Source organism: Lentibacter sp. (assembly GCF_965657785.1).
Lineage (GTDB): Bacteria > Pseudomonadota > Alphaproteobacteria > Rhodobacterales > Rhodobacteraceae > Lentibacter.
Genome location: NZ_CBFHPP010000003.1, coordinates 14350 through 28796, shown reverse-complemented (window position 1 = coordinate 28796; position 14447 = coordinate 14350). Strand labels below are relative to the sequence as shown.

14 protein-coding genes are annotated in these 14447 nt (G+C 61.0%); 7 read left to right on the top strand and 7 right to left on the bottom strand.

Annotated elements, in window-relative coordinates:
- The first annotated feature begins 139 nt into the window (after positions 1–139).
- From lptF to rsmA, 6 genes are read left to right on the top strand one after another with little or no spacing between them, the layout of a single operon-like run.
- On the top strand, positions 140–1276 hold the full coding sequence (gene lptF / locus ACTF58_RS02545) for an LPS export ABC transporter permease LptF (RefSeq protein WP_438990398.1): 1137 nt from the start codon (positions 140–142) through the stop codon (positions 1274–1276).
- Entirely contained in the window at positions 1273–2370 is a 1098-nt protein-coding gene (lptG, locus tag ACTF58_RS02540) for an LPS export ABC transporter permease LptG (protein ID WP_438990397.1), read from the top strand. Before lptF ends, lptG begins: the two co-directional genes overlap by 4 nt.
- A 20-nt stretch (positions 2371–2390) precedes the next feature.
- Entirely contained in the window at positions 2391–4523 is a 2133-nt protein-coding gene (locus tag ACTF58_RS02535) for an LPS-assembly protein LptD (protein ID WP_438990396.1), read from the top strand.
- Positions 4524–4528: 5 nt separating this feature from the next.
- The gene (locus ACTF58_RS02530) at positions 4529–5752 is read left to right on the top strand and encodes a peptidylprolyl isomerase (protein ID WP_438990395.1); all 1224 of its coding nucleotides are present in this window, start codon (positions 4529–4531) and stop codon (positions 5750–5752) included.
- Positions 5742–6716 carry a 4-hydroxythreonine-4-phosphate dehydrogenase PdxA gene (gene pdxA, locus ACTF58_RS02525; RefSeq protein WP_438990394.1) on the top strand — a complete coding sequence of 325 codons (975 nt, stop codon included), beginning with the start codon at positions 5742–5744 and terminating at the stop codon, positions 6714–6716. The genes ACTF58_RS02530 and pdxA overlap by 11 nt, the downstream gene beginning before the upstream one ends.
- Entirely contained in the window at positions 6713–7555 is an 843-nt protein-coding gene (rsmA, locus tag ACTF58_RS02520; RefSeq protein WP_438990393.1) for a 16S rRNA (adenine(1518)-N(6)/adenine(1519)-N(6))-dimethyltransferase RsmA, read from the top strand. The genes pdxA and rsmA overlap by 4 nt, the downstream gene beginning before the upstream one ends.
- A 49-nt stretch (positions 7556–7604) precedes the next feature.
- Here rsmA and ACTF58_RS02515 read toward each other — a convergent pair whose 3' ends face one another.
- From ACTF58_RS02515 to prfA, 3 genes are all read right to left on the bottom strand, one after another.
- Positions 7605–8240: a DUF4167 domain-containing protein gene (locus tag ACTF58_RS02515; RefSeq protein ID WP_438990392.1), complete on the bottom strand. Its 636-nt coding sequence runs from the start codon at positions 8238–8240 to the stop codon at positions 7605–7607.
- Positions 8241–8436: 196 nt separating this feature from the next.
- The gene (gene prmC / locus ACTF58_RS02510; protein ID WP_438990391.1) at positions 8437–9276 is read right to left on the bottom strand and encodes a peptide chain release factor N(5)-glutamine methyltransferase; all 840 of its coding nucleotides are present in this window, start codon (positions 9274–9276) and stop codon (positions 8437–8439) included.
- Complete coding sequence (gene prfA, locus ACTF58_RS02505) at positions 9273–10322, bottom strand: peptide chain release factor 1 (protein WP_438990390.1); 1050 nt, start codon at positions 10320–10322, stop codon at positions 9273–9275. The genes prmC and prfA overlap by 4 nt, the downstream gene beginning before the upstream one ends.
- A 62-nt stretch (positions 10323–10384) precedes the next feature.
- On the opposite strand from prfA, the gene ACTF58_RS02500 reads away from it, so the two are divergent.
- Positions 10385–10663, top strand: coding sequence for a hypothetical protein (locus tag ACTF58_RS02500; protein ID WP_438990389.1), 279 nt, complete (start codon positions 10385–10387; stop codon positions 10661–10663).
- On the opposite strand, the gene ACTF58_RS02495 is transcribed toward ACTF58_RS02500, so the two are convergent.
- From ACTF58_RS02495 to ACTF58_RS02480, 4 genes are all read right to left on the bottom strand, one after another.
- Entirely contained in the window at positions 10610–11011 is a 402-nt protein-coding gene (locus ACTF58_RS02495) for a DUF1499 domain-containing protein (protein WP_438990388.1), read from the bottom strand. The genes ACTF58_RS02500 and ACTF58_RS02495 overlap by 54 nt on opposite strands.
- 48 nt (positions 11012–11059) lie before the next feature.
- Complete coding sequence (gene speB, locus ACTF58_RS02490; protein WP_438990387.1) at positions 11060–12028, bottom strand: agmatinase; 969 nt, start codon at positions 12026–12028, stop codon at positions 11060–11062.
- Positions 12029–12106: 78 nt separating this feature from the next.
- Positions 12107–13270, bottom strand: a complete 1164-nt coding sequence (locus tag ACTF58_RS02485; protein WP_438990386.1) for a M20 aminoacylase family protein — start codon at positions 13268–13270, stop codon at positions 12107–12109.
- Positions 13271–13281: 11 nt separating this feature from the next.
- Positions 13282–14439 (bottom strand): M20 aminoacylase family protein, encoded by a 1158-nt coding sequence (locus ACTF58_RS02480; protein WP_438990385.1) that lies wholly within the window; start codon positions 14437–14439, stop codon positions 13282–13284.
- Positions 14440–14447: the final 8 nt, after the last annotated feature.

The following is a 14447-nucleotide window of genomic DNA, read 5'->3' as shown; positions in this document are numbered from 1 at the left end:
CCCGCCTTGACCAGTGCCCAAACCCCGGCTTTTGAGCCGCCTTTGGCCCGTCGCGGCCTTTGGTCCTGATTTGCAGTTTACCCTGCCCCGCCACATCTAGTAGTGTCCTCCTATTATTACACCATCCGAGGGGGATACCGTGGCCAGATTCGACCGCTATATGCTGTCGCAGATTATGGTTTTGTTTGGCTTTTTTGCATTGGTTCTGGTCTCGGTGTACTGGATCAACCGCGCGATCAAACTCTTCGATAGGCTGATAGGCGACGGGCAGACCGCTCTGGTCTTTGCCGAATTTACCGCCCTCACCCTGCCCTCGGTGATCCGCATTGTCTTGCCCATCGCAGGATTTGCCGCAGCCCTCTATGTCACCAACCGCCTGAGCACCGAAAGTGAACTCACCGTGATGCAATCGACAGGCTTCTCGCCGTGGCGTCTGGCACGGCCTGTTGTCTATTTCGGCCTGATCGTTGGCCTTATGGTCGCTGTTCTCGCCAATGTTCTGGTCCCCAGCTCGCTCAAACAGCTCCAACTGCGCGAAGCCGAAATCTCCCAGAATGTCACAGCGCGGCTCCTGACCGAAGGCACGTTTTTACACCCCACCGACGGGGTCACCTTCTACATTCGCGAAATTGCACCAGACGGGCGGATGAATGATGTCTTCCTCTCCGATCGCCGCGACCCCAGCGAAAGCGTGACGCATACCGCGGCCTCCGCATATCTTGTGCGCACAGACAATGGCCCCACACTGGTGATGATCAACGGGCTGACACAGCGCCTCACACGGCCCGCGATGCAGCTCAACACCACCCATTTTGCAGACCTGTCCTATGCGATCAAAGGCATCATCCAGACCAACGATAATGTCACGCCCCTGCTGCGCCACTTCAGCACCTATGAGTTGCTCATATCCCCTGTGCATATTCAGGTCCGCACAGGTGTCAGCGCGGGCGTTTTTGCCGAAGAACTGCACGCCCGCTTCACTCAGCCCCTGTTTGCACTGGCCGTTGTCATGCTCGGCTTTGCCACGCTCCTCGCGGGCGGGTTTTCGCGCTTTGGCGTCTGGCGCCAGATCGTGATCGCCTTGCTGCTGCTTGTGCTGATCAAAGTGCTTGAAAGCGTGGTAACAGACCCCGTGCTCGCCAACCCTGCGCGCTGGCCCCTGCTTTATGTGCCGCCCCTCTTGGGGCTGCTTCTGGCCGCCGCGCTTCTGGCGCGCACGGCGGGGCAGCTGCCCTCGCTCTCGGCATGGCGGCGCAGAAAGGCCGCATTCACATGATCTTGCATGGCTATTTCATCCGCAAGTTCCTCGGGCTGTTCTTCGGCCTGTTGCTCTTGTTTTTCCTGTTTCAAACCTTGATTGATCTGGTCGAAATGGTGCGCCGTTTTCAGGGCGTCGAGGTGCCCTTCTCGGGGCTTGTCACGCTGTCCTTGCTCAATGTGCCCCAAGGTCTCTACCAGATCGTGCCCTTGGTGATGATCATGTCCACCGTGGCGCTGTTTCTCGGGCTGGCGCGCAGCTCCGAGCTGGTGGTGGTGCGGGCCACGGGCCGCTCGGCCCTGCGCGCCCTGATTGCGCCTGCCAGCATGGGCTTTCTGATCGGCGTGATGCTTGTCGCCCTGTTCAATCCGATTGTCGCCGCCACATCCAAACGTTTTCATGACCTCAGCCAAGAGCTGCGCGACGGCAGCGTCGATGTCTTGTCGCTCTCCGCCGAAGGCCTTTGGCTGCGTCAGGGCGGGGCCGAGGGCCAGACTGTCATCCGCGCCGCAACAACCAATCCGGACGCCACCGTGCTCTATGATGTGACCTTTCTGTCTTATGCCCCCCAAGGCGGCCCGCTCAAACGCGTCGAAGCCGCCGAGGCCCGCCTGCTGCCCGGCGCATGGGAGCTGACCGATGCCACCGTCTGGCCGCTCTCCTCCGGGGTCAACCCCGAGGGCAATGTCGCGCGCCACCTAACCCTGCGGATTTCTTCCACACTCACCCAAGAGCGTATCCTGGAAAGCTTCGGGGCCCCCAGCGCGATATCGGTCTGGGATTTGCCCGCTTTCATCAAACAGCTTGACCAAGCGGGTTTTTCAACCCGCCGCCATGCCGTCTGGCTCCAGATGGAGCTGGCCCAGCCCCTCTTTTTGCTGGCGATGGTGCTGGTCGGCGCAGCCTTTACCATGCGCCACGGTCGCGGCGGCGGCACAGGCATGGCTGTGCTCAGCTCGATTTTGCTCGGCTTTGGGCTTTACTACATTCGAAATTTCGCGCAAGTCCTCGGTGAAAATGGCCAGATCCCTGTGATGCTGGCCGCTTGGGCACCGCCCACCGCCTCGGTTCTGCTGGCGTGGGGTTTATTGTTGCATATGGAAGACGGGTGAGAATTGGGATGAAGCGCCTCTTGAGCCATCTTACCCTCGCGCTCTGCCTCGCTCTGCCCCTCGGCGCAGAACAGGCCGAGGCCCCCGCCATGCTCGTCGCCGATCAGGTCTACCTTGATGGCAAGACCCGCCTCGTGGCCGAAGGCCGCGTCGAGGCGCTCTCGGGCAACACCCGCATTGTGGCGCAAAAAATCACCTATGATCGCACCACAGGACAGCTCAACATTGAAGGCCCGATCCGCATTGAAGACGGTGGCAACATCACAGTTGTCGCCTCCAGTGCCGAGATGGACGCAGGCTTTCAAAACGCCGTGCTCAAAAGCGCCCGCGTGGTGCTCGACCAACAAGTCCAGCTCGCCGCCTACCAGATGAACCGCGTTAACGGGCGCTATTCGCAGCTCTATAAAACAGCGGTGACCTCCTGCCACATCTGCAACGATGGCACCCCGCCTCTCTGGCAAATCCGCGCCCGCCGCGTGGTCCATGATCAGGCCGAAAAGCAGCTCTACTTTGAGGGCGCACAGCTACGTGTCAAAGATGTGCCGGTGTTTTACCTGCCCTACCTGCGCCTGCCCGATCCGACGCTCAAACGCGCCTCTGGCTTCATGATCCCTGCGCTCAACAGCTCCTCGATCTTGGGCACAGGGATCCGCCTGCCGTTTTTCATCCGCATGGGCGATCACCGCGACCTGACGCTCACCCCCTACCTCAGCACAAAAGCGCGCACCCTTGAGTTTCAATATCGGCAAGCCTTCGCAAACGGCACTGTCTCCTTTGATGGCGCGGTCTCGCGCGACGACGAAGTGCCAGGCGACACCCGCGCCTATCTCTTTGGCGAAGGGACATTTGATATTGCCGATGATTTCAAGCTCGGCTTTTCGATAGAAACCACGCTAGATGACAGCTATCTGGTCGATTACGGCTATTCCAGCAATGACCGCCTCGCCAGCGAAATCGCCCTGACCCGCGCCAAGCGCAACAGCTACTCGGCGGCCGCTCTGGTGCATTACCGCTCGCTGCGCGTCGGCGAGATCAACGGCAACATCCCCTCGCTGATCAACGACCTTGCTCATGAAGTGCGCTACTTTCCCAAGGCTCTTGGCGGCGAGCTGCGCTTTGGTCTCGCGCTGCACAGCCATTTTCGCTATTCCGATACAGATACCGATGCCGATTTGGACGGTGTGGTTGACGGGCGCGATGTTGTGCGCCTTGGCAGCGAATTCAGCTGGCAACGCAGCTGGACAACCGCACAGGGCCTGCAAGCCAAAGTCTTTACAGGCGTCGCCGCCGATCAGTTTTATACCTATCAGGATGCCACCCTGCCAAAAGCAGAAGCCCAGCTGACGCCAATGGCCGCCCTCGCCCTGCGCTGGCCTTTGACGAAGCGCTCACAAAAAGGCGCCTATCATGTGCTTGAGCCTTTTGTGCAGTTTGGCTGGGTGGGTGGACGCGCTGTGAATGTCGCCAATGACGAGAGCACCCGCGTCGAGTTTGACGAAGGCAACCTGCTCGATCTGACGCATTTCCCAAGCCCGGACCGCCGCGAGCGCGGCCAGATGATGACCTATGGGGTCAACTGGGCGCGCACAGGCCCCAACGGCTGGGACAGCACCTTGACCTTGGGCCAGATCCTGCGGCAGAACGAAGAGCTTGGGTTTTCAGCCTCCTCGGGCCTTGCGGGCCAGAACTCCGATCTGCTCGTCGCAGGCCAACTGCGCACAACAAGCGGTGTTGCCCTGACAGCGCGCACGCTCTTTGACGCGGATTTCTCTCTCTCAAAGGCCGAAGCCCGCGCCACATGGCAACACCAGCGCTTTGGTCTCGGGGCAAGCTATGTCTGGCTTGACGCCGATCTCGCCGAGGACCGCGCCGAGACAGTCTCCGAGCTGTCGCTTGACGGGCTATACCGCTTCTCGCGCCATTGGGCTGGCACCGCCAATATGCGCTATGATGTAACCGTCGATCATGCCGCCGAGGCGGGTCTTGGCCTCCAATACCGAAATGAATGTGTGAAACTTGACCTTTCGCTCTCGCGCAGGTTTACCTCTTCGACTATTCTGTCACCATCAACCGAAATGAGCCTGACGGTCGGGCTTCTCGGCTTTAATGCAAGCTCGCGGGATAATAGCTATACCCGCCAATGCAAGGACTAAGACTGATGATCACGCGCACACCGCTTCTCTCGCTCCTTATCGCGCTTCTCGCCGTCACGGTGACAGTTTCAAGCACAGCGCAGTCGCAAAACCTCTTTGCCCCCGCGATCAAAGTGAATGACAAGGTGATCACCCAGTTTGATCTCAACCAGCGCAGCCTGATGCTGGCCATGTTCCGCGCCCCGGGCGACCCCGCGAAAGAAGCCCGCGCCCAATTGATTGAAGAGCGCCTCAAGCTCGACGCCGCCCAAGCCCTTGGCGTGCTGCCCGCTGGCCAAGAGATCACCACTGGCATGGCAGAATTCGCCGCCCGCGCCAATATGAGCACCGAAGAGTTCCTCGCCGCCCTCAAACAGGGCGGCATCGAAGAACAGACCTTCCGTGATTTCATTGTCTCGGGCGTCGCCTGGCGCAGCCTTGTGCGCGCCCGCTTCGGCCCCAAAGTTGAAGTCGGCGACACCGACATTGACCAAGCGCTCAACGCGACAACCACAGACAGCATCCGTGTGCTGCTCTCCGAAATCATCATTCCCGCTCCGCCCGCAGAGGCCGCCGCAGCCCAAGCGCGCGCCAACGAGCTCTCCCAAATCACAACCGAAAGCGCCTTTGCCGCCGCCGCGCGCCAGTATTCTGCCACAGCCACAAGCGCCCGTGGCGGCAGATTGGAGTGGATGCCCCTGTCCAACCTCCCCCCCGCGCTTCACCCGATCATTCTCGGCCTTGGCCGTGGTCAGGTCAGCGATCCGATCCCGATTGACGGCGCGATTGCGCTCTTTCAAATGCGCGGGATCGAGGAAGGCAAAGTCGCAACGCCCATTTATTCGGCGATTGAATATGCCGCCTATTATATCGCAGGCGGGCGCAGCCCCGACGCTCTGGCAACCGCCCGCAAGCTCACCAACACGGTCGATACCTGTGATGACCTCTATGGCGTTGCCAAAGGCCAGCCCGAAGAGGTGCTGGAGCGCGGCTCAAAAGCGCCTGCCGATATTCCCTCCGACATCGCTCTGGAGCTTGCCAAGCTCGACAAGCATGAAGTCTCCACGGCCCTCACCCGCGCCGACGGCCAAACGCTTGTCTTCCTGATGCTCTGTGGCAGAACACCCAAGCAAGCCGAAGGCGTCGATCGCGACCAAATCGGGATCAGCCTGCAAAACCGCCGCCTTGCCAGCTATGCCGATGGCTACCTCGCCCAGCTGCGCTCCGAGGCGCGGATCATTGAATACTAAGCCCGTCGCGCTCACCTGTGGCGAACCCGCAGGGATCGGCCCCGAGCTGGCCCCCATGCTCTGGTACGCCCTCAAGGACGAGCTGAGCTTTTTTCTGATCGGTGATCCTGCGCATCTGCCCGTTGATTGCCGCTATATCGCAATCAACGCGCCGTCCGAGGCCCCCGCCGCCATGGCCCATGGCCTGCCGGTGCTGCCCTTGCCTATGGGTTCTGCCCGTGTTGCGGGCCAGCCCGACCCCGCCCATGCCGCAGGCGTCATCGGCTCTATCGAACGCGCGGTTGCGCTGGTGCAGTCAGGCGAGGCTTCCGCCGTTTGCACGCTTCCCATTCATAAAAAAGCCCTCAAAGACGGGGCTGGCTTTGCCTTCCCCGGTCATACCGAGTTCCTTGCCCATCTTGCGGGCGTCGATCATGTGGTGATGATGCTCGCCAGCCCCACGCTTCGGGTTGTTCCCGCTACGATCCATATCGCGCTCGCCGATGTGCCAAAGGCGCTGACGCCCGCCAGCCTGCGCCGCACACTCGAGATCACCCACACCGCCCTGCAAACCCAGTTCCATATCGCGGCGCCACGCCTCGCTGTGGCGGGCCTCAATCCCCACGCAGGCGAAGGCGGCACCATGGGGCAGGAAGAGCTTGACTGGATCGCGCCCTTGCTTGTCTCGCTGCGCGCGACAGGCCTTGATATCGCAGGCCCCTTGCCCGCCGATACCATGTTTCACGAAGCCGCCCGCGCGCGCTATGACGCCGCCATCTGTATGTATCACGACCAAGCCCTGATCCCGATCAAGACGCTTGACTTTGACCGCGGCGTCAACGTGACCCTCGGCCTGCCTTTCGTGCGCACCTCGCCTGATCATGGCACCGCCTTTGACATCGCAGGCCAAGGCCGCGCCAATCCCAGTTCCAGCATAGAAGCCCTGCGCCTTGCGTGGGCCATGGCCAAAGGCACAGCCACATGACCCAGATCGACAGCCTCCCGCCCCTGCGCGCCGTGATTGCAAACCACGGGCTCTCCGCGCGCAAATCCTTGGGGCAAAACTTCCTCCTTGATCTCAACCTGACCGCCAAGATCGCCCGCCATGTCGGCGATTTGTCCAAAAGCGATGTGCTCGAAATCGGCCCGGGCCCGGGCGGGCTCACCCGTGGTCTGCTCTCTGAAGGCGCGCGCCGCGTCCTTGCCATAGAAAAAGACAGCCGCTGCATCCCTGCGCTGGAAGAGATCGCCGCCGCCTATGACGGACGCCTCACCGTGATCGAAGGCGACGCCCTAGAAGTCGACCCGCTCAGCCATCTCTCAAAGCCGATCCAGATCGCCGCCAACCTGCCCTATAACATTGGCACCGAGCTTCTGGTGCGCTGGCTCACCCCGCCAGAATGGCCCCCGTTCTGGGACAGCCTCACGCTGATGTTCCAACGCGAAGTTGCCGAACGGATCGTCGCGCGCCCCGGCTCCAAAGCCTACGGGCGCTTGGCGCTCCTCGCCCAGTGGCGCTCTGATGCGGCCATTGTGCTCAACCTGCCGCCAGAAGCCTTCACACCGCCGCCCAAAGTCAGCAGCGCTGTGGTGCATATCAAAGCGCTGGAAAAGCCGCGCTTTGAAGCCGATGCCAAAACGCTGGAGCGCGTGGTCGCCAAAGCCTTCAACCAGCGCCGCAAAATGCTGCGCGCCGCACTCAAAGGCCTTGCGCCCGATCTGGAAGACAGGCTCCTCGCCGCAGGCATCAAACCGACAGACCGCGCCGAAGTCATCGGGCTTGAACAGTTCTGCGCCCTCGCCCGCGCCATCAAAGCGCCCTAAAACCAAGCCCCCAAAAAGAAAAAACCCCGCGTCTGGCGCGGGGTTTCTTTTATTCTGCGGCTTGTGATCCGCTATCGTCTGACGGCGTATCTTCTTTCTTGCGCCGTGGCTTTCGTGTGCGCTTCGGCTTCTCTTCCGCGTTTTCGGGCGTCTCAACCAACCCGCTGTCTTCAGGCGCACGCATCATTTCAAGCTGCGCAATATCGGGCTGCGGCGCGTCCTGCGCCTCATTCACAGGCGCGGCGCGGCGCGGCTTGCGCTGTGGTTGCGCTTGCGGCTGCGGCTGTTCGCGCGTCTCCTGCGCCTCATGGCTCGCGGCACTTGCCGCATTGCTCTCGCGCTCTTGGCGCTCGCGACGCTCGGCCGCTTCGCGGTCCCGCTCGGCCTGACGCTCGCGATGAAGCTGCTCAAGCTGTTCGCGCTTGGCGTTTTCCTCAACCATGGCTTCGCTCAACAAGCGCTGATAATGCTCGGCGTGCTGCTGGAAGTTCTCTGTCGCCACACGGTCGCCCGCAAGCTGCGCATCCCGCGCCAGTTGGTTGTATTTCTCGATAATCTGCTGCGGCGTGCCGCGCACTTTTCCCTCTGGACCCGAGCTGTCAAACACGCGGTTTACAATATTTCCAGACGGCCGGTTGTTGTTCCGGTTATTCTTTGATCGCGAACGCGATTTAGATGATCTCATGTTTTAAGAGCCTGAGCTTGTTAATTGGCCTTTGTTTGATCTGCGGCGTGCAAAATGCACTTTTAACAAATCCAAAGATTTCTGGCTTGGGTGTATGCGGGACCGTCCTAAAGACATCCACCGCTCACATCCTCAATAACCACGACAGAAGATGTTTCACAAGGCCGAAATGCCCTGAATCCGTGCAAAAAGCCGTTTAACCGCGCTGATAGCCCAAAACCACACGGTCCCGCCCGTCCAAATCAGGCCGTATTTGCACATCCTGCAGCCCCGCAGCGCGCATCATGGCGCTCACATCAGCGCCCTGCGTCGGGCCGATTTCTACAATCAAACGCCCGCCCTCTTTCAAAAAAGCCGAAGCGCGGGCGCAAATGATCCGGTATGCGCCAAGCCCGTCGGCCTCATCCGTCAGCGCCATACGCGGCTCGTGCGAAAGCTCAGGCGCAAGCGCCGACATTTCATCCAGCGCAATATAAGGCGGATTGGAAACGATCAGATCATAAAGCCCTTCAACCGCCTCAAACCAATCTGATTGCACAAAGTCACAACGCTGCGAAAGCCCAAGCGCCTCTGCATTGCGGGCCGCCATGGCCAAAGCCGCCGCCGACAGATCCGCCCCGACCCCCTGCGCCGCGTGACGCTCGGCCAGCAGCGAAAGCAAAATACAGCCCGACCCTGTGCCAAGGTCAAGCACCCGCGCAAACGGGCGCTCAAGCGCGGCCAAAACAAGCGCCTCGGTTTCGGGGCGCGGATCAAGCACATCCGCACTGACGCCAAACTCACGGCCAAAGAACGCGCGCCGCCCGATCAGATGCGACACAGGCTCGCGTTCGGCCCGACGCAGTACAAGCGCCTCAAACGCCGCCGCCATCTCCACGGGCAAATCGTCTTGCAAATGCAGCGTCATCCGCGCGGGCTCGATGCCCAGCACAGACGCCATCAACAGCCGCAGATCACGCGCACCGCCCTCAATGCCCGCCTCCGTCAGGGCCATGCCCGCCGCCCGCAGCGCCGCGCCCACAGTGGCTCCGCTCACCCGTTCATCTCCGCCAGAAGGCTCGCCTGATGGTCTGCAATCAGCGCATCAATGGTCTCGTCCAGATCGCCCTGCATCACAGCCCCAAGACTATAAAGCGTCAGCCCGATCCGGTGGTCCGTCATCCGCCCCTGCGGGAAATTATAGGTCCTGATCCGCTCCGAGCGGTCGCCCGAACCCACCTGTTCGGCGCGGCTGGCGCTGCGTTCGTCATGCACTTTCTGACGCTCCAGATCAAACAGCCGCGTCTTAAGGACCTGCATCGCAATCTCGCGGTTGCGGTGCTGGCTCTTCTCCGACGAGGTCACAACCAGCCCGCTGGGAAGATGGGTGATGCGCACTGCCGAGTCGGTGGTGTTGACGTGCTGCCCGCCCGCGCCGCTCGCGCGCATGGTGTCGATCCTGATGTCACTTGCGTTGATCACAATATCGACGTCTTCCGCCTCAGGCAAAACAGCCACAGTGGCCGCCGAGGTGTGAATGCGCCCGCCGCTCTCGGTTTCAGGCACACGCTGCACACGGTGCACCCCGCTCTCGAACTTGAGCCGCGCAAAGACATCCTGCCCCGCCACCCGCACAACAGCCTCCTTGACGCCGCCAAGCTCGCTCTCGCTCAGCTCCAGAATCTCGAATTTCCAGCCCCGCGCCTCAGAGTAGCGCTGATACATCCTCAATAAATCGCCCGCAAAAAGCGCTGCCTCGTCGCCGCCGGTGCCCGGGCGGATTTCGATCAGCGCAGGCCGCCCGTCCGCCGCATCCTTGGGCAAAAGCGAAAGCTGCAACGCCGCCTCCGCCTCAGGCAGACGCGCCCGCAAGGCGGGCAGCTCTTCTTCCGCCAACGCCTTCATATCAGGGTCAGCGAGCATCTCTTTGGCCTCGACCAGATCGGCCATCAAACGGCGGTAGCTTTCAATCTCCTCCACCACAGGGCGCAGATCGGAATATTCCTTGGCCAAAGCCGCAATATCCCCGCCCCCTTCGGCCATCTTGGCCTCAAGGAATTGGAAACGCTGGATGATCTGTTCTAAACGCTCTGAAGGAACCATGGCTCCGATGTGCGGTATTCAGCCCGCTTGGTCAAGCGCCGACTTCGTGCTATACTCATGCCATGACGCGCCTTGCCATCTTCCTCATGGCCCTCGCGGCCCCCTCATTTGCCGATCAAAACATCGGCGTCAAAACCGTTGATTGTTATTGCACTGACACAGCGGGCGCACGCGTCGAACTTGGCGAAAGCATCTGCCTTCAGGTCGGCGGGCGGATGTTCACAGCCCAGTGCCAGATGTCGCTCAATGTCCCGATGTGGCGCGAAACCGCCGAGGGCTGCATGAGCTCACAGCTTAAGATCAGCGAGCCAGCCCCTGATACGGGCCTGATTGACGCCTAGGTCCGACTTGCCAAAGCGCAAGCGCCCGTAGATCTCGATCTGCCCGCCCTCAAGCCGCACAGTGGTATAATCCGGAAAGCCCCAAAGCGCCGAACGCGTCACATAAAGCCGCTGGTTCTCCCAAACCGCAAGCGCCCGCGTGCGCGGCGTGCCAAACACCACGGCTTCAACAGCGCCCCAATCGCCCTCAAACGCGCGCACCGCACGAAAACCGCCCGCCTCGGCCTGATCGCCAAGCGCCGCCATCGGCCCTGTCACCCGCCAGCGCGCCGCCTCCTGCGGCGCCAGCCGCACATAAGAGGCAAAGCCCACACCAAGCAACAGCACCCCCCATAAAACCCAGCTCATGCGCCCCATCCCTTTCTTTTTGCTCCAAATATCCTCGCCGAAGGCATTCTACTCTTTGCCAAGCCTGTTCCAGCCGAGCAAACAGATGATCTCCATCGCCACGTGCGCCCCCGCAATCGCGGTGGCCCCGCTGGTGTCAAACGGCGGCGAGACTTCCACAATATCTCCCCCCACAATATTGATCCCTGCCAAATCGCGCAGAATATGGCTGGCCTGTGCCGAACTCAGCCCGCCCCAAACAGGCGTGCCCGTGCCAGGCGCAAAGGCAGGGTCAAGCCCGTCAATGTCAAAGCTCAGATACACAGGCCGCGCCCCGACAATCTCGCGCGCCTTGGCCGCCACAGCCGCAGGCCCCGTGGCATGAACTTCCCGCGCATCAATGATATTGACACCAAGCGTGTCCTCATTGGTTGTGCGAATACCAATCTGCACAGAGGTCTTCGGGTCGACAATCCCGCTTTTGACGGCTTTGTAAAACATCGTGCCATGGTCTACACGGCTCATATCATCATCCGCCCAAGTGTCGGTATGCGCATCAAACTGGACCAGCGAAATAGGCCCGTATCTCTCCGCATAAGCCTTCAAGATCGGGAAGCTGACGTAATGATCGCCGCCCAAAGCCACGCTGGCCGCGCCACTCTGCAAAATACCCCTGATATGCGCCGTCAGCGCCTCGGGAAAGGCAGGAATATTGGCATAATCAAACGCCAGATCGCCATAATCAACGATATTCAGCTCATCCAGCGGGTTATACCCCCAGCCATAAGGCGCATCAGGGCTTTGCAGCGTGCTCGCCTCGCGAATGGCGCGGGGGCCAAGCCGTGTGCCGGGGCGGTTGGTGACCGCTTGGTCAAACGGAATGCCGGTGACGGCAATATCCACACCCGCCAGATCCTTGGTGTAACGGCGGCGCAAAAACGAAAGCGCCCCGCCAAAGCTGTTCTCAAAGCTGACGCCACGGTCAGAGCTGCGCGTAAACGCCTCGTCCACAAAATTCTTGCTGTCTTCCAGTGCCATCAGGCCTCTCCTGTCGGTCTGCCAGCCCTCAATGGGCTACGGCGGGTGGGTGGGTGGGGCCGTGGCCCATTGAGGGCCTTAGCCAATCGGTGCCGCCTTCTCAACCAACCGCGCCAGAAAGGACGCCCCAATCGGCGCAATCTCGTCGTTAAAGTCATAAGCGGGGTGATGCACCATCGCCCCCTCCCCATTGCCAACAAACGCATAAACCCCGGGCCGCTCATTCAGCATATAAGAAAAATCCTCCGCCGCCATCATCGGCTTGGCACCGTCATCCACTTTTGCCGCGCCCACAATCTCACGCGCCACATCGGCCGCAAAAGCCGTCTTGCCCGCGTCATTCACCGTCGCAGGGTAGCCGCGATCATACTGAAGCGTGGCCGAAACGCCAAAGCTCGCCGCTTGCCCCGCCACAATCTCGCCCATGCGCTTTTCCACCATGTCGCGCACGTGAGGGTCAAAGGTGCGCACCGTCCCGCAAATCCTTGCACTGTCAGGGATAATGTTCGTCGCCGTCCCCGTGTTGATCTGCGTCACCGAGACGACAAGCCGCTCCTGCGCATCATTGTTGCGGCTCACAATCGTCTGGATCGCCTGCACCATGGCCACAGCCGCCACCACAGGGTCGACGCTCTCATGCGGCATTGCGCCGTGCCCGCCCTTGCCCTGAATGTCGATATAAAAGCTGTCGACTGCCGCCATAATCGGCCCCGCAACCGTGCCAATGGTCCCCGCCTCAAGGCCGGGTCCATTGTGGATCGCATAGACCTCATCAATCCCAAAGCGCTCTATCATACCCTCCTTGACCATGGCCTCGCCACCACCAGACAACTCCTCGTCAGGTTGGAAGATCAGCACAGCCTTGCCCGCGAAGTTGCGTGTCTCGCTGAGGTATTTTGCCGCTCCAAGCAGCATCGCGGTGTGCCCGTCATGGCCACAAGCGTGCATCTTTCCGGGGGTCTTACTGGCGTAGTCCAGCCCCGTGATCTCCTCCATCGGCAGCGCGTCCATATCCGCGCGCAGGCCAATGCTCGGCCCCGCGCCCTGCCCGTTGATCACAGCCACAACCCCGCTCTCGGCCCAGCCCGTGGTGATCTCATCGACGCCAAACTCCTTGAGGCGTTCCACAACAAAGGCCGCCGTCTCGTGACAGTCGCGGCCCAATTCGGGGTGCATATGAATATGGCGCCGCCATGTTTTCATCTCCTCGGCAAGCCCCGCAATACGGTTGATCACAGCCATCTGTCGTCTCCTTATCTGTGCAGCGTCTCGATCAGACGCGCAAAAAACGAAGCGCCAATAGGGGCGACTTCGTCATTAAAATCAAATTCAGGATGGTGCACAGACGGCCCCAGCCCTTGGCCCAAAAAGTAAAACGCTCCGGGCCGCGCATTAAGCATATAAGAGAAATCTTCCGCGCCCATTTCGGGCGGCAAATCGGTGATCACCATGTCATCGCCAACAACCTCGCGCGCAACGCGCGCCGATTTCTCCACCTGCGCCGCGTGGTTGACTGTCGCGGGGTAGCTGCGCTCATAAACCACCTCGGCAGTCATCTCAAAACTCTCCGCCTGCGCGCGGGCAATCTCGCCAATCCGCCGCTCTGCAAGGTCACGGTTCGTCTCGCTAAATGTGCGCACAGTCCCGCTCAGCTTCACTTCATCCGCAATGATATTGCTCGCCGTGCCGCCATGACACTGCGTCACCGACACCACAATGGGATCAATCGGGTTGGCATTGCGCGCCACAACACTCTGTAGCGCCAGCCCCGTCTGCATCGCCGTCACCATAGGGTCGCGGCACATATGAGGATAGGCCGCGTGCCCGCCCACCCCCTTCACAGTAATCTCCCATTCATCCACCGCCGCCATAATCGGCCCCGCGCAGGTGCGCAGCTCACCCGCTTGCGCAAAGGGGTCGGTGTGCAGCGCATAGACCTCGTCAATCGCGAAGCGCTCCATCATGCCCTCTTCCACCATGATCCGCCCGCCGCCAATCGCCTCTTCCGCAGGCTGGAAGATGAGCGCGACACGGCCCGTGAAATTGCGCGTCTCGCTCAAATATTTCGCCGCGCCGAGAAGCATCGCCGTATGCCCGTCATGCCCGCAAGCGTGCATTTTGCCGTCCACTTTGCTGGCCCACTCAGCCCCCGTTTCTTCCTGCATCGGCAGCGCGTCCATATCCGCGCGCAGCCCCGTGCAAGGGCCGTCTCCCGTGCCATTGATGATCGCGACAACACCCGTCTTCGCAATGCCCTCGTGAATTTCGTCCACACCAAACTCGCGCAGCCGCGCCACAACAAAACCCGCCGTCTCATGGCAATCAAGGGCCAGCTCAGGGTGCATATGGATATGGCGTCGCCAGCCCGCCATCTCAGCAGAAAAGCCCGCGATCCGATTTATCACCGCCATGTCTTGCG

Excerpts from the sequence above, each read along its gene's own strand:
- lptG (WP_438990397.1), top strand. The coding sequence starts at position 1,273 with ATGATCTTGCATGGCTATTTCATCCGCAAGTTCCTCGGGCTGTTCTTC.
- ACTF58_RS02530 (WP_438990395.1), top strand. The coding sequence starts at position 4,529 with ATGATCACGCGCACACCGCTTCTCTCGCTCCTTATCGCGCTTCTCGCC.
- rsmA (WP_438990393.1), top strand. The coding sequence starts at position 6,713 with ATGACCCAGATCGACAGCCTCCCGCCCCTGCGCGCCGTGATTGCAAAC.
- ACTF58_RS02515 (WP_438990392.1), bottom strand. The coding sequence starts at position 8,240 with ATGAGATCATCTAAATCGCGTTCGCGATCAAAGAATAACCGGAACAAC.
- prfA (WP_438990390.1), bottom strand. The coding sequence starts at position 10,322 with ATGGTTCCTTCAGAGCGTTTAGAACAGATCATCCAGCGTTTCCAATTC.
- ACTF58_RS02500 (WP_438990389.1), top strand. The coding sequence starts at position 10,385 with ATGACGCGCCTTGCCATCTTCCTCATGGCCCTCGCGGCCCCCTCATTT.
- ACTF58_RS02495 (WP_438990388.1), bottom strand. The coding sequence starts at position 11,011 with ATGAGCTGGGTTTTATGGGGGGTGCTGTTGCTTGGTGTGGGCTTTGCC.
- speB (WP_438990387.1), bottom strand. The coding sequence starts at position 12,028 with ATGGCACTGGAAGACAGCAAGAATTTTGTGGACGAGGCGTTTACGCGC.
- ACTF58_RS02485 (WP_438990386.1), bottom strand. The coding sequence starts at position 13,270 with ATGGCTGTGATCAACCGTATTGCGGGGCTTGCCGAGGAGATGAAAACA.
- ACTF58_RS02480 (WP_438990385.1), bottom strand. The coding sequence starts at position 14,439 with ATGGCGGTGATAAATCGGATCGCGGGCTTTTCTGCTGAGATGGCGGGC.